Source organism: Ornithinibacillus bavariensis (genome assembly GCF_050433565.1).
In the GTDB taxonomy this organism is placed as follows: Bacteria; Bacillota; Bacilli; order Bacillales; family Amphibacillaceae; genus Ornithinibacillus; species Ornithinibacillus bavariensis.
This window is the reverse complement of sequence record NZ_JBNPWZ010000010.1, coordinates 91431-109495: the sequence shown is the minus strand read 5'-3', so window position 1 is coordinate 109495 and position 18065 is coordinate 91431. Positions and strand designations below refer to the sequence as shown.

21 protein-coding genes are annotated in these 18065 nt (G+C 35.3%); 2 read left to right on the top strand and 19 right to left on the bottom strand.

The window, feature by feature from the left end; genetic code table 11:
* Window positions 1-424: 424 nt before the first annotated feature.
* Together HNR27_RS15060 and HNR27_RS15055 are read left to right on the top strand one after the other, a co-directional pair.
* The gene (locus HNR27_RS15060) at window positions 425-1288 is read left to right on the top strand and encodes a helix-turn-helix domain-containing protein (protein WP_429340370.1); all 864 of its coding nucleotides are present in this window, start codon (window positions 425-427) and stop codon (window positions 1286-1288) included.
* A gap of 51 nt (window positions 1289-1339) precedes the next feature.
* On the top strand, window positions 1340-1708 hold the full coding sequence (locus HNR27_RS15055) for a VOC family protein (RefSeq protein ID WP_429340366.1): 369 nt from the start codon (window positions 1340-1342) through the stop codon (window positions 1706-1708).
* 78 nt (window positions 1709-1786) lie between these two features.
* Here the strand turns inward: HNR27_RS15055 and HNR27_RS15050 are convergent, their stop codons facing one another.
* From HNR27_RS15050 to HNR27_RS14960, 19 genes are all read right to left on the bottom strand, one after another.
* Window positions 1787-2530 carry an SDR family NAD(P)-dependent oxidoreductase gene (locus HNR27_RS15050; RefSeq protein WP_429340365.1) on the bottom strand — a complete coding sequence of 248 codons (744 nt, stop codon included), beginning with the start codon at window positions 2528-2530 and terminating at the stop codon, window positions 1787-1789.
* A 395-nt stretch (window positions 2531-2925) separates the two neighbouring features.
* Window positions 2926-3903: a S41 family peptidase gene (locus HNR27_RS15045; RefSeq protein WP_429340364.1), complete on the bottom strand. Its 978-nt coding sequence runs from the start codon at window positions 3901-3903 to the stop codon at window positions 2926-2928.
* 223 nt (window positions 3904-4126) lie between these two features.
* Window positions 4127-4489 (bottom strand): hypothetical protein, encoded by a 363-nt coding sequence (locus tag HNR27_RS15040; RefSeq protein ID WP_429340363.1) that lies wholly within the window; start codon window positions 4487-4489, stop codon window positions 4127-4129.
* A gap of 121 nt (window positions 4490-4610) precedes the next feature.
* Window positions 4611-5612: a Delta(5) desaturase DesA gene (gene desA / locus HNR27_RS15035; protein ID WP_429340362.1), complete on the bottom strand. Its 1002-nt coding sequence runs from the start codon at window positions 5610-5612 to the stop codon at window positions 4611-4613.
* Window positions 5613-5809: 197 nt separating this feature from the next.
* Window positions 5810-6385 carry a hypothetical protein gene (locus HNR27_RS15030; RefSeq protein ID WP_429340361.1) on the bottom strand — a complete coding sequence of 192 codons (576 nt, stop codon included), beginning with the start codon at window positions 6383-6385 and terminating at the stop codon, window positions 5810-5812.
* Between the two features lie 63 nt (window positions 6386-6448).
* Window positions 6449-7090, bottom strand: a complete 642-nt coding sequence (locus HNR27_RS15025) for a hypothetical protein (RefSeq protein WP_429340369.1) — start codon at window positions 7088-7090, stop codon at window positions 6449-6451.
* Window positions 7091-7095: 5 nt separating this feature from the next.
* A complete protein-coding gene (locus tag HNR27_RS15020) occupies window positions 7096-7500 on the bottom strand; it encodes a permease prefix domain 1-containing protein (protein ID WP_212921774.1) in 405 nt (134 codons plus the stop codon).
* Window positions 7497-7826 carry a PadR family transcriptional regulator gene (locus HNR27_RS15015; RefSeq protein WP_429340368.1) on the bottom strand — a complete coding sequence of 110 codons (330 nt, stop codon included), beginning with the start codon at window positions 7824-7826 and terminating at the stop codon, window positions 7497-7499. Before HNR27_RS15015 ends, HNR27_RS15020 begins: the two co-directional genes overlap by 4 nt.
* Window positions 7827-8345: 519 nt before the next feature.
* Window positions 8346-9140 carry an ABC transporter permease gene (locus HNR27_RS15010; protein WP_429340367.1) on the bottom strand — a complete coding sequence of 265 codons (795 nt, stop codon included), beginning with the start codon at window positions 9138-9140 and terminating at the stop codon, window positions 8346-8348.
* Window positions 9140-10087: an ABC transporter ATP-binding protein gene (locus HNR27_RS15005; protein ID WP_429340360.1), complete on the bottom strand. Its 948-nt coding sequence runs from the start codon at window positions 10085-10087 to the stop codon at window positions 9140-9142. The genes HNR27_RS15010 and HNR27_RS15005 overlap by 1 nt, the downstream gene beginning before the upstream one ends.
* A 261-nt stretch (window positions 10088-10348) precedes the next feature.
* Entirely contained in the window at window positions 10349-11398 is a 1050-nt protein-coding gene (locus HNR27_RS15000; RefSeq protein WP_429340359.1) for a sensor histidine kinase, read from the bottom strand.
* A complete protein-coding gene (locus tag HNR27_RS14995) occupies window positions 11395-12066 on the bottom strand; it encodes a response regulator transcription factor (RefSeq protein ID WP_429340358.1) in 672 nt (223 codons plus the stop codon). The genes HNR27_RS15000 and HNR27_RS14995 overlap by 4 nt, the downstream gene beginning before the upstream one ends.
* 734 nt (window positions 12067-12800) lie before the next feature.
* Window positions 12801-13355 carry a GNAT family N-acetyltransferase gene (locus tag HNR27_RS14990; protein WP_429340357.1) on the bottom strand — a complete coding sequence of 185 codons (555 nt, stop codon included), beginning with the start codon at window positions 13353-13355 and terminating at the stop codon, window positions 12801-12803.
* Between the two features lie 26 nt (window positions 13356-13381).
* The gene (locus tag HNR27_RS14985) at window positions 13382-13945 is read right to left on the bottom strand and encodes a GNAT family N-acetyltransferase (protein WP_429340356.1); all 564 of its coding nucleotides are present in this window, start codon (window positions 13943-13945) and stop codon (window positions 13382-13384) included.
* Window positions 13946-14099: 154 nt separating this feature from the next.
* Window positions 14100-14822, bottom strand: coding sequence for a TrmH family RNA methyltransferase (locus tag HNR27_RS14980; RefSeq protein ID WP_429340355.1), 723 nt, complete (start codon window positions 14820-14822; stop codon window positions 14100-14102).
* Between the two features lie 140 nt (window positions 14823-14962).
* Complete coding sequence (locus tag HNR27_RS14975) at window positions 14963-15850, bottom strand: GNAT family N-acetyltransferase (RefSeq protein WP_429340354.1); 888 nt, start codon at window positions 15848-15850, stop codon at window positions 14963-14965.
* A gap of 238 nt (window positions 15851-16088) precedes the next feature.
* Window positions 16089-16355, bottom strand: a complete 267-nt coding sequence (locus tag HNR27_RS14970; RefSeq protein ID WP_429340353.1) for a CD3324 family protein — start codon at window positions 16353-16355, stop codon at window positions 16089-16091.
* A 436-nt stretch (window positions 16356-16791) separates the two neighbouring features.
* On the bottom strand, window positions 16792-17175 hold the full coding sequence (locus HNR27_RS14965) for a VOC family protein (RefSeq protein WP_429340352.1): 384 nt from the start codon (window positions 17173-17175) through the stop codon (window positions 16792-16794).
* 243 nt (window positions 17176-17418) lie between these two features.
* Window positions 17419-17826 (bottom strand): GNAT family N-acetyltransferase, encoded by a 408-nt coding sequence (locus HNR27_RS14960; protein ID WP_429340351.1) that lies wholly within the window; start codon window positions 17824-17826, stop codon window positions 17419-17421.
* Between the last annotated feature and the right edge of the window lie 239 nt (window positions 17827-18065).

Sequence of the window (18065 nt, the reverse complement as noted above, 5' to 3'; positions counted from 1 at the left end):
TTAAAATCTATCTTTTACATGAAGATAGATTTTTATATTTCATCTCGTGCAAAATAGTATTTAAAATATGCGCAAAATACCGTTCAAAGTGACACGTAGGACAAAAACCGCACACTCCGTCGGCTCAATGTATCTGCGCTTTTTAGAAACTACAGATTACTCTAGACAAAATTTTTCCAAACTGCCACACTATAATTAGACATAATTTTTTGATAATATTGGTTTATAGAAGGGTATAAGAAAAATATAGAAATGAACATGCTTTGACAAATACTGTTTTATCCTGCACCTAAAGTAACGTTTGGCCAGGAAGGGGAGAAGCAATTTAATGGGTTTTATGAGGAAGTATTAAAGAATCCGGGAAAATTAATCCATTATAATCTTCCCATTCCTAAAATAAGTTATCTATGATGGAGAAACGATGATGACAAAAAATGCGTCTACAAATTTCGTATTGCATGCAAAGAGTGATCAGTTTTACTGGGAAGGAACAGGGCAGATGTCCATTAAAACATTCCTTAACGGTAAAGCTCATTATAAAACGAATAAGGGGTTTTTTGCTGTTGAAGAGAGTAGATACCTTCTTCTAAATGAGGGTCCTTACACCATAGCGATTGATGAATCACAGGTTGTAGAATCGTTTTGTGTTTTCTTTAGACATGGATTTGCAGAAGAAGTCTTTCATTCTATAAATGAAACAAATGATAGTCTTCTAAGTGACCCATTTAAAGCTACAAGCTCTATTGGTTTTTTTGAAAAAACCTATCGAAAAAATAATGCTTTATCTTCTCAACTAGATGCTTTTAAACAGATTTCACCTTGTCTTGATGAAGAATCGGTCGGTTATGAGGAACAATTTTATCGGATAATGATTTCTATTTTGAATGAACACATTAATAGCTATAAAGAAATTGAATCATTAAAAGCTATTCGTCGTTCTACACGAGAGGAATTATATAGAAGGGTAAGCATAGCACATGATTATATTAGATCCTTTTATCATCAACCGATAAAGCTTGAAGAAATTGCTAAAGTTGCTTGCTTATCACCGAACCATTTATTACGAACGTACGCACAAATTTACGGTAGAACGCCCCACCAGCATGTTTCGGTTTTAAGAATAGAAAAGGCTAAACAACTACTAGAGAAATTCGATTATACTATGACCGAAATAACCTTCGAGCTTGGATATGAAAACCCTGTATCCTTTAGCAAAATGTTTAAGCAGCATGTTGGTATCGCGCCTAAAGAATATCGGAAAAAGGTGATTTTGGATAAGAAACTTTAGTAAAAATTACTTATTCTTAAAATGAAAGATAGTTGAAAGGGGAAAAGGATTATGATGATTCAGCGTGTCGGACAAATTGGGGTACCTGTTAAAGACTTAAATCGGGCCCTAAATTTTTATAAGGAGAAATTAGGCCTAGCTCTATTATTTAACACGGATAGTATGGCATTTTTTGAATGTGACGGGTTTCGGCTCATGTTATCACTTCCAGAAAAGGAGGAATTCGCCCATTCAAGTTCAGTAATTTATTTTCAAGTAACTGATATTAAGGATAGTTATGAGCGTCTAGTAGATAAAGAAGTTACCTTTATTGACGAGCCACATGTTGTAGCGAAAATGGGGAATACAGAAACATGGATGGTATTTTTTAAAGATACAGAAGATAATACGCATGCATTGATGAGTGAGGTACAAGTTTAAGGAAATCCAGGAGACGGTCTACAGACACGGACGGTCTTGAGGTTGAAGAAGGACGAGGTTTCCCCTCGTCCTTCTCTATTAGTGTGCAGTATAACCACCATCAACTAGAAGCGTTGTGCCATTCACAAAACTAGCATCATCACTTGCTAAGAAAAGAACTGCCTTCGCTATTTCTTCTGGTTTTCCAAGTCTGCCTTGTGGATGAAGAGATGCTAAATAATCTTTTGTTTTAGGATCCACCTTTGTGAGTAATGGAGTGTCAATATATCCAGGGCAGACCGCATTAATGCGAATACCATCTTTCGCATAGGCCGTGCATAGGTTTTGCGTTAATAGCTTCACACCACCTTTTGCAGAGGAATAGGCTGTTGGATTTGGTAAGGCAACAAAACTATGAATTGACCCAGCGTTAACAATGACACCGCCTGTACCTTGTTTAAGAAACTGTTCGATTGAATATTTATCAGAAAGGAAAACCCCTGAAAGATTAATATCAATCGTTCGCTTCCATTTTTCAAAGGTTAATTCATGTGCTGGCGCATCATCAGCCACTCCAGCATTTGCATACATGATATCTAACTTCCCGTATTGATTCACGGTTTCATCGATCATTTTTTTAATATCTTCTTCTTGTGTTACATCTGTCTTAACAAATAACGTATCATATCCATTGGAATTTAATTCTTCGGATATGTTCTTACCTCGTTCAGAAAAGTCGGCAATAACTACTTTTGCCCCTTCCTCAACAAAAAGGCGAACCGTTGCCTCACCAATTCCACTTGCTCCACCTGTTACGATTGCTACTTTGTCTTTTAGTTTCATATTAATCTCTCCATCCATATAGTATTCATGCCAAAATGCATTTTTAGTTTAATTGATATATTGTACTTCTTAATAGGATGTGTTTTTGCACAAAAAACATACAATATTTTTCCAATTTCATCTTACGGATTTCCGTTAAAATACAATCTTAGTCACCTTTCATAAAAAGCAGGAAGACAGTCCTTGCAAAAGGAAACAAGTTCCTTAAATCAGGATAGTAAAAACATTTACTATCCATTTTCCCTTTCAATTTAACCACGAAAAAAAGACCTCAGCCTAATTAGCTGGAGGTCTTTCACACTCTTTTACTTATCCATATTGAACACACTTATGTATTGAATCGATTAGAAAGTAAGGGATTCCTTTAATTTAACTTTTCCTCCCGTTAAATCCAATCATAATCCTCCCAATGCTTCATCTATTTCATCGATTAAAAACTGATATTCAGGCTGTGCCTTATATTTCTCTTTTACATAAGTTAATGCATCTTTGTAAGCATAGTCAAATGCTTCTTCCTTACTTAATTTTATATCAGGCTCTACCCCTGAACCTTCCCAATTTGTGTTTGTAATCGGATTAATTGCCCTTCCAGTAGGGATAAATACCTCAAAGTGTTTTGTAAGTTGTCTTACTTCTCCAGGGTGTGCGCCACCTTTTGTTACTTCTCCAACAATTGTTGCTCTCTTTAAGTTTTGTAGATTATAAATAAATTCTTCTGCCGCGGAGAATGTATAGTCACTTGTTAGGACATACACAGGTTTGTCCAAATATTTCTTTCCAGGGACATAAGGCTGTGTCCATGATTGTATATACATATCTTCCGAACGATTATAAAAGTTATTTAAATATGTCGCTTCCTCAAAGAGGTAGCTGGAAAGGAGAGAAACCATGGATGGATATCCGCCTCCATTCTCTCTAAGATCAAAAATTAACGCATCCGTATTGGCGATAAAATTCATCGCATGAATGGCAGTCTCCCCTGCTAGCTTCGTATCAATGAATTGCTTAAGATTGATATATCCAATATTTCCGCCTAATCGTTCAACCTTGTGAAAACCATAATTATTAGCTACTGTTTTTAAGTCTTCTAAGCTATTAGTCACATCATTCGTTTCTTTATGATCACTAGTAAACATTACTCGTAAATGTTTATCCTGTGTGATATTCTGTAGCTCCTCTGTCAAAGCATTACAAAAACCATCCTCATCATCATATCGATCATATTCCCCATTAGCTAGCTTTACGACTAATGAGTTACTAGCCTCATCTGCCTTTTCTGGAAAAATGTAATAACGTCTCAAATCCTTTGCGAGATTATGAATTACTTCCTTCCGAGTGTCGGACTGAAGTACTTTAAACGAAGCATCTACCATTGAATAACACCTACTTATCTTCTAAATTCTATATTAAATATAGCTGTTATTTCTGAAAAAGGCGAATATTTTTCATAAAGTTGGCAAGTACACTTATTTTTTTCCATTGAATATTTGTAATTGAAAAAGGACGAGGTTCCCCCTCGTCCTTCTCTATTACTGACAGTATAAACAGCCGTTAACAAGAGGTGCTGTTCCATTCACAAAACTAGCATCGTCACTCCTATTTTTGTGGATTGACTCTGAGAATCGTTCCACAGGGATCCGAAATCCAGTAACCCGCTGAGTTCTCGTGTACCTCTACTTCGTCTCTTCTATCAATGTGATTCTCATGTAAATATTCTTCCGCTATCTGCACATTGTCTGTCTGAATCTCTAGCCATACATCTTGTTGGGAATAGTTCTCCATACAATCCAACCACAGTGTCGCATCGCCAAACTGAAAGGCATGGGATTCAGACATGAATCCTAAGTATGGTAACTTTATTACCTCCTTATAAAAATGTACCGTCTCGTCGTATTTGTATTTAGGAATCTTTAGAGCAATGTTATTTCCACCTTTGAATTCTACCTTTGTCGTTTCCAAACATGCTACCTCCTTTACTTTTATCGTTACTATACCATCTGCCGCTTTCTTTCATTTCTTCCAGATTGCTATTTCGTTATTTCTACCAATTTTCCACAATCTGGCCCGATATATAAAGAATTTAGCTCCGATTGATTTCCTTCAAAGCGCCATAGCCAACGAAATTCCCCTTTTTTTCATCCCACAGTCGGAATTTGAGCGCTTTTAGACTGGTAGCAAGTGTAATCAATGGTGCATGCTGCAGTGCTTCCGACTGGCTGTGTGCCTTTTCCAGCTTATAATTCGGTACTCTTGGGCTTAAGTGATGAACATGGTGATACCCAATATTACCAGTTAGCCACTGTAACACCTTTGGTAATCGGTAATACGAGCTTCCCTCCACCGCAGCTCTCACAAATTCCCACTTTTTATCCACTTCAAAATAGGATTGTTCAAACGTATGCTGAATATAGAACAACCAAATGCCTGCAGTCCCAGAAATCATAAAAATCGGAACTTGAACGAGTAAGAACGCCTGCCAGCCAATCAACCAAATGATTAGGCCATATAGTAACACAATTATTCCATTCGTAAAGTAGGTGTTTAACCGCTCCTTCCGTTTCGCACCCTTACGATTGAAACGGTTAACGATTAGAAAGCTATAGATCGGTCCAAAGACGAGCATGACGAAAGGATTTCGGTAAAGTCTATACGCAATTTTTGTAAGAATAGATGCATCCCTATACTCGTCAACGGTTAAAAGCCAAATATCCCCTGTTCCCCGTTTATCCAGATTACTACTTGTTGCATGATGAATGGCATGGTCATGCTGCCATTTACTGAAAGGAAATAGCGTAATAATCCCGGTAATTGTCCCTACAATACGATTTGCTTTTTTACTTTTAAAAAAGGAGAAGTGGCAACAATCATGAAAGATTATAAAAATCCTAACAAGAAATCCTGCTCCAATTACCGAAAGTAATAATGTGAGTAAATAGGAAATCTCCATGCTTACATAGGCAAGATACCACAAGCCAAAAAATGGGAGTAGCGTATTAATTAGCTGCCAGATACTTTTTCTTAACTCAGCTTTTTCATAGGGAGCCATTTCTTTCTTCAAACGGACTAACAATTGTTTTGACATATATCCAATTCCTTTCCATTGTATTGCCAAGGATAACGGTTCTTAGAAAAACTCGTATTCACTCTTCTTTTAGGCGAATGCGTTCGTTTTTTATGCAGGCGAGAAAGATTTTTATACCTTCCTGTCTACCGATGAAGGTCATAGCAGCTACCGAAGCCATAGGCATTTGATCATCTACATTCTTATTTATGCCATCGCTAAGATGGGAGTAAATAGAATCTTTTCTTTCCTGTTAATACCTCTTTATTTTTGCCTTGCTGTTCAAGAAATCGAGTTAGCTTTCCTTCGTATACCATCTGAAATTGATGGGAATCCATAAAATCACTAGGTTTAACAAGGCATTCTGGTTTGTTTTTGATTGTAATTCCCCCATTGCTCAATACAGCAGCTACAAACTGGGAGCAAAAGTACGATTTCTTTAAATCTATTGTCCTATTAAATAAGACACCTAGTAATCCGATAAAATTGTATTTGTACTCACATTGATTATTTTCTATCGCTTGGACAAAACGCTGCATCCGTTCATATTGCGACCTTGAAATAGAACATCGATATATAGCACAATCTGCATTTCGGAATAACTGTCCCTTCAAGTCTTCTTTTACAAATCCGCCTATAAACGGATTCGTTGGTTTTTTTCTGCCAAAGCTAAATGTTTCATCTAGCTCTTTCGTAAACGCTATAGAAGCATGATTTAAAGGTTGCTTTGTAAATAATCGGATAAACCTTGTAAACAATGTTCCTGTATGTGTGAGTACGATATACACTTCCATTTGATCACTACCTCTGTTTTCGCTGAAAACGAATAATATGTTATAAACGATCGCTGTGATTGATCACTTTGCTTCTTTTTGTTTCTTATATACAAAATAATACATACTTAAAGGCCACCACAGTATACAAAATATTGGGAAAATTGCCCATATATTAGTTGGAGTAGAAACAATATTCACGATAATAAAAAACACACTTATGACAATGCTTCCATGAATCGATAAAGAAAAATAGGATCTTCTCTTGAAATGATACAGTAAAAGCGGCCACCAAATTATTAGGAAAGCAGGGTATATGAACCATGGATAATAAGGTGATAACACCACATTTAAAATTAAATAATAGAGTGTAACCGTAATACTTCCAAACATCGCAACAGATACTAATTTTACCTTTTCATCCAACCAGACTAACACTGGCCACATTACGAGTGGTGCAACGGTGTATAGAACCCATGGAATAGCTGGTGTATGCCAGACATTGATGATAATCAAAAATACCATTATCCATGTACTTCCGATTATTGAAAACAATTTATATCGCTGTCTAAGGATACAGGTTAATCCAATTGGAAACAGTATTAATACAAATGCTGGATAAATAAACCAGAGATGATCACTGCCGGAAATAAAGTTGATGACAATCAGAAACAGTAATGTCATGATACTACCGGTCACAATAAAACCAACGTCATTTTTTTTCATACCTGTCACCTCTGTTTCCTTCTTAACCAAGTATAGTACATCGATAGCGGCCACCATAAGACTGCAAACGTTGGATATACAAACCAGATGACGCTTGGTGTGTAATAAAAATTGACAAATGCAACTAAAGAAATAATTAAAATACTGCCCCAAATGGAATAGGCTAGATTAATTTTAGCCATATCATTTTTCTTTGGATCTGGCACATCTAATTCTTGCTTCAAATCTTCAATATCACCAAAATCAACAATGGCCTTATTGATCGCATCCTCTTCGTTTTTTCCTTGCTCCATTAAATCCATCACTTTTTCCTCAAGATTCTGTAAGACCTCTTGAACGATGATTTCTTTTTTCTCACTCTCTGGAATGTCTTTAAACAATTGATTGACATGCTTTTTTAATTGATTCAATCTAACCCCTCCATTAATAAATCGATAATTTCTTTCGTTTCCTTCCATTCTTCTGCCGCTTCCTTCAAAAAGGCTCTTCCAAGTAATGTAATCCGATAATACTTTCTTTTTCCACCTTGCGAAAAATTTCCAAAGTAAGATTCAATTAAACCATTCTTTTCCAGTCGCTGGAACACAGCATATAAGGTCGCTTCCTTAATCTGAAATCGATTCTCGGTTCGTGAACTGATTTCCTTTGATATTTCATAGCCATACCTGTCTTCTTCATAAATCAAACGCAAAATAATCGCATCTAAATGTCCACGAATAATATCACTTCTAATCAACTTTGTTCTCGGTCTCCTTTCTGTTAACATTATTACTCCACTTCATCGAGTATTAAATCCCCGAATTACTCTATCTGTCAAATCAACTATGACAAAAACAATTATTTCATCACATTCTTTTTATTCTATCTCATAGAGTAATAATAATTTATATTACTCCACCTGTCAAAGTAATTTTTATAAAAAGTTAAAATTTTTCTCCAGAACAGTAAGAATAAACGGTTAGAGCATACGTAACACGGTCTCAGAATTTGAATAGAGAGTGTGTTTTATTGATCCTTCCACCCTAGAGAAAGTGAGTATTCACGTACATTCTGACTTTCTAATATTTTTGAGTAAAATTCCGCCTCCGTTTCAAAAAAACAGCATCCCCTATCCAATGTTAGAGGATGCTGTTAATTTATTTTAAGAAATTCACTTAATAATGATACGATACACCGTGGTTATCTAAGATGATAGAGATTATTTTCAGTTATACAAATCATCACATCAACATTTTCTACGTAATTAAATACACATTTACTTGTTTCTTTCAGATTTTGCAAACATAAATGTCCCAATTATTGTAAATATAAAGAAGAATGCTGTCATAACAGTGACATTATACAACGGGTGATGCAGAACTACCTGATCAAATACTGGATCTCCCCAGTAAAATACCCCCCTTGCTAAATCAGTTACGTAGGTTAATGGCATAAGCTTCGCCAAAAAGTCCAAAATACCTGTGGAATTAGCAATGGGAATAATTGTACCTGAAAAGAACATTTGGGGCATAATGAGTAACATAATGCCCATTTGTGCCAATTTAGAATCTTGAACAAAGCCTATGAAGAAGATAGCTAGAGAGCCGCCCAACAGGATAAAAGCAGGCGTAACCAGAATCAACCAGAAAAATTGCATTCCTCCTAATGGTATATGCATAAACAAAGCTACGATTATAACACCCAATATGGTAACCAAGCTTCCGATTCCAGTACCTATCATCTTGCCTAACATGATGGTATAACGTGAAATAGGAGATACATACAACTCCTGTGTTAAATTCATTTCCCGTTCTACAACCAAAGAGGTTACTCCGCTCGCAGTACCCATATACATGTTAAAGGCAATCATGCCAATCATAACAAACTGCAGAAAGTCATATCCAATGTTACCCGCCAAGTTCTGTGAAAGACTCCCTCCCATAAAACCAAGGAAAATAATGGGGAAAATAATATTCATAATAATAGATCCTGGATTTTTGATCAATCTCATAACTTCTCTTGAAGTGATAGCGTTTAATGCATTGAACTCTCTTTTTAGTGTCATTGACATCACAATTCATCCCCTTCCTTAACTAAATCTAGATAAGCCTTTTCAAGGGTTGGCTGATAAATATTTAATTTAGTAAGTGGTGTAGTTAGCCCGGATAACAAATATTGAGGCGTCGGATCTTGATATACTACTTTAATACCCTGCACTGTTTCTATGAAAGTTGCTCCTAGCGTTGATAATTCATCTTTTAGTGATTTTTTGTCGTTCGCATCTATAACCATGTACTTTTCAGTCATCAGTTCGCTTTTAATCTGTTCAGGGGTTCCCATCATCGTAATCTTGCCTTTATTAATGACACAGATCCGATCTGCACTTTCAGCCTCCTCTAAATAATGGGTTGTCAAAAAAATCGTGATGTTCTCCTCAATACGTATTCTATTCAGATATTCCCAAAGAGAGTGACGACTAGCTGCATCCAACCCTTGAGTTGGCTCGTCTAAAAATAGTATCTTGGGATTATGCATCAAACCACGAATAATCTCCAATTTTCGTTTCATTCCTCCCGAGAAGGTTTTTATCTCTTTAAAGAGGTTCTCTTTAAGACCAACCATTTCAGCAAGTTCTTCAATCCGTTGTTTATACGCTATAGGCATCATTTGGTAAAATGGACGAAACTTGTACGTACCATAGATACTAACATGCAGCCTGATATTTTCTTCGGCAGTTAATTCCACATCAAGGCTAGGATTTTGAAATATGATGCCGATATTAGATCTAACCTTATTTGCCTCTCGCTCCAAATCAAAACCAGCTATAGAAATATTCCCACTTGTCATAGAGAGTGTTGTTGTCAAAATCGAAATAGTGGTCGACTTTCCAGCTCCATTTGGGCCAAGAAAAGCGAAGAACTCTCCTTCACGTACATTAAAACTGATATCATTGACTGCTGCCTCACTGGCTTTTTTATACTTCTTCACCAAGTTGCGGACTTGAATCATATTCTCCATAATCATTGACCTCCTTAATCATTTAAGTAAATTCATTATTACATTCATTTTATTAACTAAGTTTAAACGAAGAAGCATCACCTTTAAGGCTTAACACCACTCTTCATGACTTATCATAAAATAATTTTTTAAACTGAATTTAAACTAAAAAACTCACTATATTTTGCCATACAAAAACACCCCTAAAGTTAGATTTTTACTCTAACTTTAGGGGTGCAGTACCTTCAAGTGAGTTTTTGCCATCTTATAAATTTACGATTTTTAAAATCCACTAGGCAAATTTACGATAAAAGTAGTTCCGGTACCTAATTTGCTTTTTACACCGATAGTCCCTTGATGCATTTCAACGATTTTTTTACAAATGGGAAGACCTAAACCACTGCCATTTATAGATGGTTTACGTGATTTATCTGCTTTAAAAAAACGCTCAAATACATGGATTTGATCTTCATCTGCAATCCCTATTCCCGTATCGGATATTTTAAACTCTATTATGTCTCCCTCTTGGTATAAATCAACGCTCACTTTTCCACCTGCCTCCGTAAATTTAATACTGTTATAAATTAAATTTGTCCAGAGCTGGCTCATCATATCTTCATCTGCTTTTATTTCAATTTCTTCCAATGATACAACCATGTCGATGTTCTTATCCGACCATTGTGGCTCACTTGCTAGAAAAATTCTCCTTAACTGTTTATCCAATCGATAGGCTCTTGGTGCTAACTTCATAGTATCTGCTTCCAGGGAGGCAAGTCTTAGCAAATTATCACTAAGTTTGGATAATCGTATACTTTCAGCTTCAATGATATTTAGATAGCGTGACTTATTTTCAGGGCTCAGGTTGTTATTCCGAAGAGCCTGAGCAAAACCACGGACTGATGTAAGAGGTGACTGAATTTCATGAGATACATTTGAAATGAATTCCTGCCGCATCTTCTCCATGTTGCTTAATTCCAAAGCCATATTATTGACACTATCCACTAGATCTCCCATTGGCCCTATACCTTCCGTATTTTTATCCATACTGACAGAGAAATCTCCTCTGGCAATTCTCTTTTGAGCTTTAATAACTGGTTCAAAAAGGCTAGCTTTTCGTTGCTCGAACAGTAACGCAAGCTTAAGAACGATTAAACCGAAAAGCAAACCAAGTAAAAAATTTATTATTTGAACCATTAATGCAGATGGAGATTGACCGATTTTATTATATAGTAAGGAAGTTAGAAAATATGCAGCTAAGAAACAGCCAATTAATAGAATCATAGTAAGAATTATTCCAAAAATATTCTGAGCTATCTCCTTTACTTTCATCATTGCACCTCCACACGATAACCCAACCCACGGATGGTTTTAATTTTAAAAGAATGATCCGCATCGGAAAAGCGTTCCCGTAGACGGTTAATATGCACATCTAATGTTCTTTCGTTTCCTACAAAGTCAAAACCCCATATATCTTCTATCAATTGATCGCGCGAAAAGTTCTTCCCAGGGTAACTAGCTAGTTTAAATAACAGCTCAAATTCCTTGAGGGGTAGGTTTATATTTTCACCATCAACCATTACTTCATAGGTTTTTCGGTTCATAAAGAGTTTACCGATTTGTACTGTTTTTGATGCCATAATTTGATAGCGTTTCAGCAAGGCATAAACTCTAGCAATCAATTCCAAGGGATCAAATGGCTTAACTAGATAATCATCTGCTCCCAATTGAAAACCCTTTACTTTTTGGCTTGTCTCTCCGTTAACCGTAAGCATAAGCAGTGGGATATCGTAATATTTTCTTAGTTCAGAGCATAATTCCCAGCCATCCATATTTGGCATCATTACATCAAGAATAACCATATCCGCCTTGATCGTCTCAAGCTTTGATAATGCTTCCAACCCATCGGATGCCTCATATACGTCAAAACCCTCATCTTGTAAAAACACCACGACTAATTCACGAATATTCGGATCATCATCCACTACCAATATTTTACTCATATTAGTTAGCTCCTTTTTAATCATCAATTCTATATAAGTAATAAATGACACATTTTAATCCAAAATATCTTTTCGAAATAGTATATGACAATTTTATAAACTGAATTTAAACAGATCCACGTAAAACGCCGAACAGTAGGGTGTAAAATTCAGTTGTTATTAATATTTCCTTAATTGATTCTTAACATAGACCTTTTTTCAATACAAATCTTTTAATTTGATTCGCTCAGCAAGACTAAAAGGATTGTAACGTACAATAACCAGAAAAAGATTTTGAGTTTCGGTTTCTATCAAGAAGGATTTAAGAAGAAATGTATCCATACTGACAAAATATTGGAACAAGTAAAATAGCAATTAAAAAGAGTCTTTTACTTGTAGTACGGTTCACCCCAATATATCTAAAAGAGATCCAAAAGAAGAATTTTCCTTTCATTGTTTCTAGAAAAAGAGACCCCCAGCCCAATTGACTGAAGGTCTTGCACTATTTTTTAATCGATATTGAAAAACTTGTAATGCCTCTGGTCGAATTATTTATGCGATTATAAAATCACTGACCCTACAGTAAATAATCCAATACCAATGTACTTAACTTATTTTAAAAAGATACATGTTTGAAGCTCTTATATATTAGGAGTCGTTTTATAGAGGACTGTTCTTCATCCCAATGCATTGCTCCTAAAGAAGACTCTTTTAGAAGTGGTACTCTTAGACTCTTATTCCCAATTGCTTTTTCCTTAATTAAAATAATCTCCATATAAGCTTTCGTACTCTTGCTTTGTCATTCCAAAATAAATCGCATCATAGTATTGTCCATTCGTATACACCATATTTCTTAATTGTCCCTCACGTACAAAACCCATTCGTTCATGAAGCTTAATCGATGGCTTATTAAATGAATATACATGAGGTGTTACCTTTTGATATCTTAGTTCCATGAAAAAGTATCGCAACACGAGCAAAATCATTTCCTTGCCATACCCTTTACCATGGTAGTTTCTAGATAAAGCAATGCCATACTTGAACGTTCCATGTCGTCTCTTACATTGGGATGTACTAATCTCTCCGACCACATTACCATCTTCATCTTCTGCTATCCAAAAAAACTGGTCTTCTGCTTTGGGGTTTTGTTCCTTTTGCATCCACTCTAGTATTTGCTTTCTCGTTTCTGGTAGTTGAATTTCATCAAAACTTCTCATAATTTCATCATCATAAGTTTGAAAGAACGATACGTCCTTTTCTTCAAGTGCTCGTAATCGAATTTTTTTGCCTTGCCAATAGTTATAAGACATTTTTTTCACCTTTTCTCTACTATTCACTATTCTTCAGGGTTAAAGTCAGACTTTAACAAGGAAAACATATATAAATCATCAAATTTTCCGCAAAAATATTCGTAACTTCTTAATAATCCCTCTCTTAGAAAACCGAGTCTTTCAACTAATTTTTGTGACGCTACATTAGCTGGTTCAATTACTGCTTGAATCCTATTTATGTTCAAATACTCGTATCCATAGTTTATTGCAGCTTTTACTGCTTCTTGAGCATTTCCTTGCCCCCAATAATTTTTATTTAATACAAAACCAATATCAGTTCTGTAATGCTCAGCAACCATATCATAAAAAAAACAGCTACCGATAACCTTATTATCTCCCTTTAATGTTATTCCCCATCTAATGCCTCTTTTCTCCATGAACAATGATTCATACCTTGAAATTGCCCTTATAGCTTCATCAACTGTTTGAAACGGTTCCGTGCCATAATGTTTCATTACTTCTTTATCGGATAGGTATTCAAAAATAGCCTGGGCATCGCCCTTCTCAATCTGTCTTAATAGTATCCGCTTCGTTTCTAATACTGGAAATCTATCTAATGGTTCGGTCATACAAAATTCTCTCCTTTTCTAGCTTATAAGGCTGAAAGATAATATATTAAAGTTTTCATAAATACCAATATTATCATGATAGTTTTTCAATTATGTTATGGTGTTGTGAGGTAACCTACATTTTACACGAAACAATTATTGGTTTTTGATTTTTTTAGATAGTACAATTCGTAAAATGATGAACCGTTATTCCAACTGCAACCGCCAGATTCAATGAATCAATCTGCTCATTGTGAGGAATTACAATGCCGGTTCCAATATCATCAAAGTCATCTCCAAGACCGGAACCTTCATTTCCAAAAACTATTGTATATGGTCTGTTAACATTTAGTTTTAATTTGTTCAATGGTCTAAGTCCATTGAGTCTCAACGTATAAATGTCATTATTATATCTGTCCAAGTATTCTTGAAAGTTGTCAAAGAATTGAATGTTCGTTTTGAAAAAGGCACCCATCGACCCTCTTATAACTCTCGGGTTGTATGCATCAACCGCGGGTCTAATAATAGCTATATTAGTGATCCCAAACCCAACAACAGTTCGAATAATGGTTCCCAAATTTCCCATGTCACTTGGGTTTACTAAAGCGATGTGGTTCTCAGCATTAGAAAGACTCATGGATTGTTTTGAGAAAATACCAATCGCATAGCAATTATCTTTTCTACTTAATTTACTAACTAACTTTTCGTTTGTTTCAACCAATATCCCATGTTGGTTACAAAACTCAACAATCTTCCTCACACCTTGATTTTCGTTCCCGTTTGGATGCAATAATACTTTTTCAGTAGTTTTGGGATGATTCTGAAGCAGTTCTATCGTAGGAAAGACACCAAGTGAGTAGGAGTAATCATATTCCTTTTTATATAATTTGTAAGTCATCTACCTAACTCCCTTTGATTATAACCAATTCAACTGAGTAATACTGTCATACCTCATCCATTGTTTCAGCACCATAAATATTAGACACTCCTAATGTGTCGGAATCCGACAGCTAAGCTCCAACCTATCCATTTTTTATTTCAAGATCCATCACTATTTGTATTTTTAAGACGATAAAATGATTTTGTTTGAGCATATGGTTCAAACCCAATAGACTCATAAAATTCCTGGGTATTAGGGGAAGTGCAAACAACAATGGCAGTTTCTGCCCCCTTATCACGCAAAGCATTGAGAGCAAGCTTACAAACGGAACTGCCCAACCCCATCCGCCAAAATATCGGATCCGTTCCGACTGGCTCCAGTAAACCCACCTTATTCATTTCATCAAACCAAATTAAACAAAATGCTGCGAACTCACCAGTAGGGGATTCGATTACCCAATCAAGAGAAGGATCATAAGGATAGGAATTCATAATATTCCGGTAGCTTTCTTCAGTGACTCTTGATGACGTGAATGCAGCCTTCTGTACGCTCACTCTATTTGTTAAATCTTCATCCCCTTTGAGATGTCGTGCTTTAAATTCATCTGGCAAATGAACAAGGAAAGGACAACTTTCTAATGAAATTTTCATGAGAACTTCAGGTGTTTCCTTTAATGGTTTGAATAAAGAATCCTCTAAAGCTGAAATAAGATGGGACTCCGTTTCCAGAACGGTTACCCTTTGTTCATTAGCTTCGGTCATTTTATCAAACCATTCAATGACATCCTTGGAAACTTCCGGGAAGTTAGGATCAACCTGGAACATTAAATTGTCAGGTAGTTTTACCCAACCCCAAGCCACTGGTTTATCACCCATCTCCCAAATTGTAGTAATCCATTCATTCTCACGCCCAGCGTGTCGATAACGTTGCCAAGCTAAATCGCCAATATGGTAATTCGATTCCAGTGACCATATAGCCTGTGTAAGTTTCTGCATTCGTTTTAAATCAATTGAATTTTTATATGTTCGAATTAGAGGTTTACTCATTTATATAATCTCCTCGATTCTTCTCGGTATTGTAACGATCTTTTGATATTTCCCTATGGAATTCTAGGTTAAAAGATCCTAGCTAATCTTCTTAAATTTATTTCGTGTGATTGCTAAAGTCTTCTTCCCTTCAGTTTAAAATCTTCATCAGAATATAGATATAGAAACAATGATTAGAAAACAAACTCGCCATAAGAAAAGCACTGGTTATCCTTAATAAGGAACCAGTGCTCGTTTTCTACTTTTTTGAGTAAACAATTTTTTTAATTGTTTCGGTTGAAAGAAAATAATCTTGAGCTAATTGATCAATGGACTTGCCATTATAAAATTCATTTTTTATCGAAGCATTTCTTTCATCGATTTTCTTTCTTCCGCCTGAACGTGAGCCCCATTTTTGATACGTACACTTTTGTTTTGGTATATAGATTGCTTCACCTTGAACGTATTTTTGAATCTCAACTAAAAGTTCTTCAGGTAAAATAGTAGTCGCTTTTACAGATTTCACTTTTGCCAGCCCCTTATTTTTTAGTTAATTAAAATAAGGTGCAAAGCCTAGTGTTTTGTTCAAAAGGCGATAAGGCTTAATACGATAAACTCATGCAAAGAAATCGCCCTTTTATTACTCGGCTTTGCATGAGTTCTTGCATATTTGGTTAACACGAAGCTTTTCTGCATTTTTGCAACTCCTTTCTTACTTTATTGCTCTTCATTGAAACCGCAACTTTGATTTTAATTGCATTTTCATGAATATTACTATTATTCTATATCATTTCCTAAAAGTTTTCTTCTACAATCTGGCCAGATTACTACAAATCCAAAAGTTCAAAAGAACTTCCGTTTATAATTAACGCTGTCATAATAAGATACAGTAAATTGGTGATTTTATAATAAAAAACTAGCATTTTTTTATTATAAAGGGCAGTATATAAAACGATTTGTATTTAACTGAAACAAGAACACACCATTATGATATTACCATCAGGATCTTTTAAGGAGAACTCTGACAAATCGGGATACGTAATAATTTCAGTTATTATCTCAGCACCCATTTTAGTAACATGGTTAAACGCTGCGTTAATGTCGGAAGCACTAAGGTTAAAGAGTGGCTGATTTGATGGAATCATTTTATAACCTTCCTCAAAACAGTGGTTATCAAGGGTTATCCCCGGGCGTCCGTCACCCATATTCAAGGTATATATTGGTCCAGTATGTTCCCCTTCTCTTATTTGCAACCCAAGCAAATCACTGTAAAATTTTATTGAACGTTCTAAATCCGACACATGAATAAAAACAGTATCAATCCTATTTTCAATTGGTTTATACAAGTGAGCACCTCCATTGATTTAATACTAAAATTAATTCTTTATTTCTATAAATAATCCTGCTCCTTAGTTTCATAAAAGATATGGTGTGAATAGTTACGTCTCTGTTCGACATAAAGAGGCAATAGAAGTCTTTTGACTTAAACTCTTTTTATTTAACTAATGATACCCGTTAGCTTAAGTACACTTTTTCACAATCTTGTTTTAAAACTTAAGGTACTCAGAAATATAGGTAACAGAAGCTTATTACCGATTAATTTCTTTGGTCATACCTATAGAAAATTTGCTAAACCCTAAATCTTTATAATAGGGCTCCAAACTTTCTACACACATCAGTTGGGGAATTACTTTATTTTGCTCACAATGTTGTATAATTCGATTTACTATTTCTTTACCAATTCCTTTGGACTGATAACTTGGCAGTACGCAAATTCCGCAGATAATTGCTGTAATAACCCCATCAGATATAACACGTCCCATTCCTACTAATTGTTGCTCATCATAAGCATATACTGCATACCAACTCTGTTTACACATCCGTTCTAAATCATTAACGGTTAAATTAAGTGAATTCCATCCTAATAGCTCATATAATTTCCATAATTCTTCAAAATTTTCTGGTGGCAGTATACTATAATCTATCTTTCCTTTCACATAATAACCCCCCAATTTTTAAATCACATACAAATTATTTTATTTCACTAAACCGCTCCGTTAATTAGAGTGCTAAATATTCGGAATTCTATATGTATTTTAACATAAATATCCAATCCTAGCTCAAATGCCCCGATAAATTGTAAGATTTCCAATCACTCTAAATTAACCACAAAAAACCTCTGCCTTAAATAGGGACAGAGGTTGAAAAAATGTATCTATCTACTTTTTTGAAGTTT